The following is a 5750-nucleotide window of genomic DNA, read 5'->3' as shown; positions in this document are numbered from 1 at the left end:
TTTCCTGCAGTCTTTTACAACATTTTTTTACGATTATTGAATATATAAAAATGTATATCAAATGGTTATTACATTTCTAAGGATTGACTAGTTAGTTTCCCACATTCCAACAAAGTTTAATAGCGACAAAAAAAAATTATTTACAAAAAATCTTTTTTTGAATGTAATCTTCTGTTTTATAGTATTTTACTAAATAATCATAAATAACCATTTCAAATAACCGCTGATTAGAAGCAAAAAGCCTGTTGATATTCATATGGAATATACTTTGAAAGAAACTTTGCAAAGAGAATCCTAAAGATTGATTTTCATCGTGGTAAATAATATTTTGTAATGCCAGATCACCTTTTTCAATATTAAAAAAAATCGCATTTTTCTCTTCAAAAAATTCATCTGAATTTATGAAATCTGAATATTTTAGTTTGAATAATTTATATTTTTTATTCAGTTGTGAGTTAAGTCTTTTATCTGCGTTAAACTCGTTTTTAAATGCATTATTATAACTCTTGATCCATTTCAATTTGCCATAAGTAGAAAGCCCGAGCTTGTTTAAAACTTGATTAATATAGAAAAGACTAACCATGATCTTTTCTTCATCTTCATAATCTAAGCAATGCAAAATAAATTCACTATTTATGTAAAACAATGTTTCCGCTTCTTCAATGGTATTTTGCCCATACCGTTCAATTTCTTGGTTGTAAGTATCAACTAGCATGTTTGATATTTCACCACTCTCAATATATTGTTGAAATACATTATTTATCTTATTTAAAACTTCATTATAATATTTATTATTACTTAATTTAAATCTTAGTCTTAAATGGGATTTCGGATCATTATACCGAATAAAAAACCATTTTGAAATGTAGTTGTCTCGTTTAAAACATTCTATTAGAGGATGTATTGCTTCCTCTAAAATAATATCTGCAGTTTTTACTCCAGTATAAATTTTAAGGTATAGCCACTCGCTTCCGACAGGAAATATTCTTTTCGTCATGATATGTTTTCTATTTTACCTTATATAGTAGGAAGATAAACTCACGCTTGAAATCATCATTTTCATTGTGTAAAAATTCTTCAACGATAATCGATTTTTCTTTTTTAGTGATTTGAATAAACATGTCTATCATATCATAATTTTTTAAGTTCAAGGTCAAAGCATGGTCATTCCTTGTCCATTGTATCCATTGAGGAATTCTTCTTTTTTTTCTCCAATTTTTAAATTGAATTAAAAATTTTTCTCGGTCATTTACTTGCGGAATTTCATTACTATCAATCTTCCATTGTGCCTTAGAAAAAATTATATTTTCATATTCTATCCTAGGAAAAAAAATATATAGATGTTTCAAATCTCCCCAATCAAATTGTAAACCTGATCTGATATTTTGAGAATAGAGATCACATAAAAAATGATATACAGGAAGCGAGTTTGATGCATAATTATGTGCATTGGTTAAATATGGCTTTATCTCTTTATTTAATTTTCTAGAACGTAGAATAATTCTATCATTTTTTAAAGATATATATAAATCATCTGCTTGTATTTGATTTTCATTTGGTAGGACAGATTGTGCAAGGTAAGGAATTTCATAACTGCGCAATGTCGGACGTCTTATAATATTTCCTATTCTGGCCTCTGGTAAATGAAGTATTTCTGCTAAAATATAATCGGAATTTAGTTCAAGTTCTTTTTCTGTGATTTTTTTAGCTATTTTTTGTATCTCAGATTTTTCTGAGCAAAATCTTGCTAAAAGATTGGCTGCACTACTTCTTTTTCCCCCTTGTATTATAAGTTTTTCTTTTTCATTTTCTAAAACAATTTCTGACATAAAAGAAATTGTGTCCGGCAGGTTCTCCCAGTTCTCAACGTAGCCATTAAGATCTTCTTCAATTAATTTAATAACTGTTGTATTTTCCAATTGAGCATTCTGTAATTTTCTATTTAATAAATATTGTACAGAATTTATTTTTATTTGAAACTCCAAAGGTTTATTAAGCGGTGAAAATTTAAAATCATCAAGATAGGAATGTATTCCTTTTGCCATAAGGTCCTGTCTGTAACCAATTCCTATTTCTGTATCTAATGCATAGAGTAAAGAAACCTCTTCCTCGTTAAATCGTTCTGAAAATGCTTTTTTGAATTTATTCAAAAAAGTTTCTTTATTATATAATGTAATTTTATTTAAAAAACTAATTCCTTTTTTCAGTTCTTTTTTCCATTGAAAAGGAATTTCTATCTTATTTTGGTAATATAAATCTGTTTGAAAAAGAAATTTAGAATCATATTTTATTGGAAAAGCTTTGATTAAGCTCTCTATTTCGTGATACGCTGAAATAGAGTTGAAAATATTTTTATCAAGCTCTTCAATTTTTTTTGTATCAAAACCAATCTTTCATGTTCTTTCTCTATTCCTTTATTTTTTAGTAAAGAAATTAGAGTAGGTAAGAAATCTCCACCGGAAACATGGGGTTCTAATTCACTTATTAATATTTGATTATCTATAAGCTCATCTATGAATTTTTTTGCTTCATGTATACTGACATTTTCATTTGTAAGAATTTGTAAAAGTTGCTGTATTGTTTTACCATGGGCAGAAAATTCTAATATTTGTTCTAATTCAGTAGAAAGTAATATTGATGAATTAATATAATCTCTTTTCCCATTATTATATTCATATTCAATATATCGGATTTTATTTCCGGATTTATAAATGCTTGTATTTGGTGAAAATAATAATTGTTCCTTAATTTTAGGAACGGTAGATAAATATTGAGATAATGATACCAGAAAATGCATATCTAATTTAGTATCTCGAATTTTTTTATTATCAGAAATATTTATAGCAGTATTAGAGAAGTTATTATTGAATTTTCCTAGATGTATTCCGGCGAACAAGCCAAAAGGAGTACAACGAGAACTTATACGACTATAATATTTAAGCAAAGCATTTTTTAGTCTACATTGATCTTTTGAAGAAAGTTCTTTCTCTGAAAGAAACCATTTTTTCAGTTCTTCATATAAATATGGGGAAGCAAGATAAATTGCCTCCTGAAAAAAAGTATCAGAATATATTTCTTTAAGTTTAGAATCTGAAATATTATCCTTATTTAAAGACTCTATAAATGTTTTATATGAAAATAATGGAGTGCGAATTACAAACTCTTCAAAAAATCGATAAGGGAAATGTGGCATTATTTTATAATATTTTCTTTGGGCTGGTAATTCGGATGTCCTAATTGCCAAAGAGCAAAAGCAAAGATTTCACTTAAACTAGTATATCTTTTTAATACGGTAATATCCCCACCATGACCTCCTTCATAATCAATATTTAATAAAATAGGCTTTTCAGATGTATTACTTATCAAAGTTTTTGCAGCAAACTTGCTTGATTGCCAAGTGGCGACTCTTGGATCATTGATTCCACTGGTGATTAACATAGCGGGATATTGAATTCTTTTTTTAACATTTTGATAAGTGTCCATTTCCAGTAAACCTTTAAACTCTATGGAATCATTCGGATTACCATACTCCTTAATACTAGTTCCACCGTTTCCGCTTTTTTCCACTCTAAGCGGATTCAAAACCCCAGATTCTACAATAGCGGCCCCAAATAAATCAGGTCTTTCAGTAATTGCCCGACCAACTAATATTCCGCCAGCACTGGCTCCCCAAATTGCAATTTTTTTACTTGAAGTATATCTTTCTTTTATTAGATATTCTGTACAGGCAATCAAGTCTTTCCATGAATTGGGTTTTTTTAGTTTTTTGCCATCAATATGCCATTGTTCTCCTTTTTCTCCGCCTCCACGTACATGAGGTATAGCTACAATACCACCTTGATTTGCCCATGACAAATAGCTGATAGCAAAAAATGGAGAATAAGATTCTCCAAAAGCACCGTAACATTGCATAAGCACAGGAGCTGAACTATTTTTTTTGATATTCTTACTATAAATTAAAGACAACGGAACTTCTGTTCCATCATAAGATTTTACAGACAATTCTTCTACTATAATATCTTTGAATTCGGGATATTCTATAACCGGAGCAAGATTTTCTTTACTAAAAATATCTTTATCTAATATATACCTATATCGTTGTTCTACATTAGCCCATCCAGAACATTTTATCCAAATATCAGAAGAGTTTTTTCCTTTTGATATTAGATCAACATTTCCTGATGTAAAAGGTAGTTTTATTGGATTCTCCTTGCTGTTTTTATATAAATATAGCTTGGCTTCAACACCATTTTTAGTGGTGTTATAATAAATTCCGTCTTTTGTAATCGTATAACCTTTTATTACTTCATCTTTCTTTTCAGGTACGAGTATTTCGGGATTTTTGAAGTCTGGATTTAATAGATTTGTTCTGCATAATTTGTAATTAGAGGAATTTAATCCTGACAAAAAGTAAATTTCATCACCAATCATACGCAAATTGAAAACTTTACTATCCTTATCATATAAAGTTTTCCAGTTTTTTTTACCAGACAATAAATCATTTTTGTTAATTATAAATGTTTTTCTATAATCTTCTGCGTCAACCAAAATTCCAATATAATATTTATCATCAGAATTAAAAACTAATATAGACGGATATACTTCTTTTGTAATATTTAAATCTTGATTGTTAAAATTAGAAAAAACAACTTTCCGATTATTTGAATCTTCTCCTATTCTGTAAAGCATTGTTTGAGTATTTTTTGCGAACAAAGGTGATTTTAGATCAATTTCCGGATAATAAACATAGAAAAAACCAGAGTTATCCTCCAACCACTTAATGCTACCTATATTAGATGGATTTAATTGCGTAATTATCTCAGGATGAATGGATTTTGTTTTAACATCCATTATTATAACCTCAGAAAATTCTTTTCCCTTTTCCGAAAGTGATATAGCTAATCTGCCACCGTCCCAACTTGGACTTATTAAATTGATTATATATTCATGAGATGCATTTGATGAGGTTTCTGTACTGGAAACAAAACTAGCAGGATCGTACAGTAATTCTTCCTGTCCTTTGTATCCTTCTCTATAATATACTTTTGCTGTTCTCTCTCCAGCATTTCTTTTTAAATAGAAATATTTATCATTACTCGTTATTCTCAGATCAGATACAGAATAACCTTGTTTTTTATCCAATTCTGATCTAAGATTTAAATAATTATCCCAATTAGGAATTTTTCTCAATATAGAATTTGTATAATCCGTTTGAGACTTCATCCATTGTTGAGTTGAAGCATTATTTAGATCTTCAAGATTTCTATAATCATCAGTAATCATAATCCCAAAATGCTCTTCTGTAACTGGTATAGAAGGAGCTAAATTTGTTTTTTGCGATTGAAGAAAAATTGATAAAAAAATAGTAATGATAAATATTTTGCTCTTCATAAAAATCTGTACAAATTATAGAGTAGTATTTTTAATACCATCATCAACTGGTTTACTTTTGTCTTCCGGAAATATGCAATCACCATCTCCACCATCAAATTGACCCTGCTTAAGCCCTCCATGAATATTTGACATGTTACTAATCTTTGAAAGTTGTATTTTTTTCAAAGATAATTTTTTTCCGTTTTGATCTTGTTTTTTCATTGCTAATTATTTAATAAGTAATATGTGGCTGCAAATAAAGTGAAAGTTAATTATAAAGATTTAATTTAACATATATAAATTCAAGAATTTATATATGTTAAATTAAATACAAATATTTTATATACAGTTATTTAAGCTGCGTTTTTAAAAAAAAC

The 5750-nt window shown here is 28.2% G+C and carries 5 protein-coding genes; all 5 read right to left on the bottom strand.

All coding sequences use genetic code 11. The annotated features are described in order from the left end of the window. Nucleotides 1-136: 136 nt before the first annotated feature. Genes CHA01nite_RS20075 through CHA01nite_RS20060 form a run of 5 tightly spaced genes read right to left on the bottom strand, consistent with a single transcriptional unit; the run spans nucleotide 137 to nucleotide 5595 of the window. Nucleotides 137-997: a thiopeptide-type bacteriocin biosynthesis protein gene (locus tag CHA01nite_RS20075; RefSeq protein ID WP_146944737.1), complete on the bottom strand. Its 861-nt coding sequence runs from the start codon at nucleotides 995-997 to the stop codon at nucleotides 137-139. 10 nt (nucleotides 998-1007) lie between these two features. Continuing rightward, complete coding sequence (locus CHA01nite_RS20990; protein ID WP_262712159.1) at nucleotides 1008-2291, bottom strand: lantibiotic dehydratase; 1284 nt, start codon at nucleotides 2289-2291, stop codon at nucleotides 1008-1010. A 23-nt stretch (nucleotides 2292-2314) separates the two neighbouring features. Next, entirely contained in the window at nucleotides 2315-3193 is an 879-nt protein-coding gene (locus CHA01nite_RS20985) for a lantibiotic dehydratase (RefSeq protein WP_262712158.1), read from the bottom strand. Beyond that, nucleotides 3193-5391 (bottom strand): prolyl oligopeptidase family serine peptidase, encoded by a 2199-nt coding sequence (locus tag CHA01nite_RS20065; protein WP_146944735.1) that lies wholly within the window; start codon nucleotides 5389-5391, stop codon nucleotides 3193-3195. Before CHA01nite_RS20065 ends, CHA01nite_RS20985 begins: the two co-directional genes overlap by 1 nt. 15 nt (nucleotides 5392-5406) lie before the next feature. Next, nucleotides 5407-5595, bottom strand: coding sequence for a hypothetical protein (locus tag CHA01nite_RS20060; protein WP_146944733.1), 189 nt, complete (start codon nucleotides 5593-5595; stop codon nucleotides 5407-5409). Nucleotides 5596-5750 lie beyond the last annotated feature (155 nt).

Origin of the sequence: Chryseobacterium hagamense, assembly GCF_007991455.1 — a bacterium.
Lineage (GTDB): Bacteria > Bacteroidota > Bacteroidia > Flavobacteriales > Weeksellaceae > Chryseobacterium > Chryseobacterium hagamense.
Note: the sequence above shows the minus strand (reverse complement) of the source record. Positions and strands in the feature narration are given on the sequence as shown.

Bases quoted from the DNA above. Each gene is read 5' to 3' on its own strand.
- CHA01nite_RS20075 (WP_146944737.1), bottom strand. From the start codon at position 997: ATGACGAAAAGAATATTTCCTGTCGGAAGCGAGTGGCTATACCTTAAA.
- CHA01nite_RS20985 (WP_262712158.1), bottom strand. From the start codon at position 3,193: ATGCCACATTTCCCTTATCGATTTTTTGAAGAGTTTGTAATTCGCACT.
- CHA01nite_RS20065 (WP_146944735.1), bottom strand. From the start codon at position 5,391: ATGAAGAGCAAAATATTTATCATTACTATTTTTTTATCAATTTTTCTT.
- CHA01nite_RS20060 (WP_146944733.1), bottom strand. From the start codon at position 5,595: ATGAAAAAACAAGATCAAAACGGAAAAAAATTATCTTTGAAAAAAATA.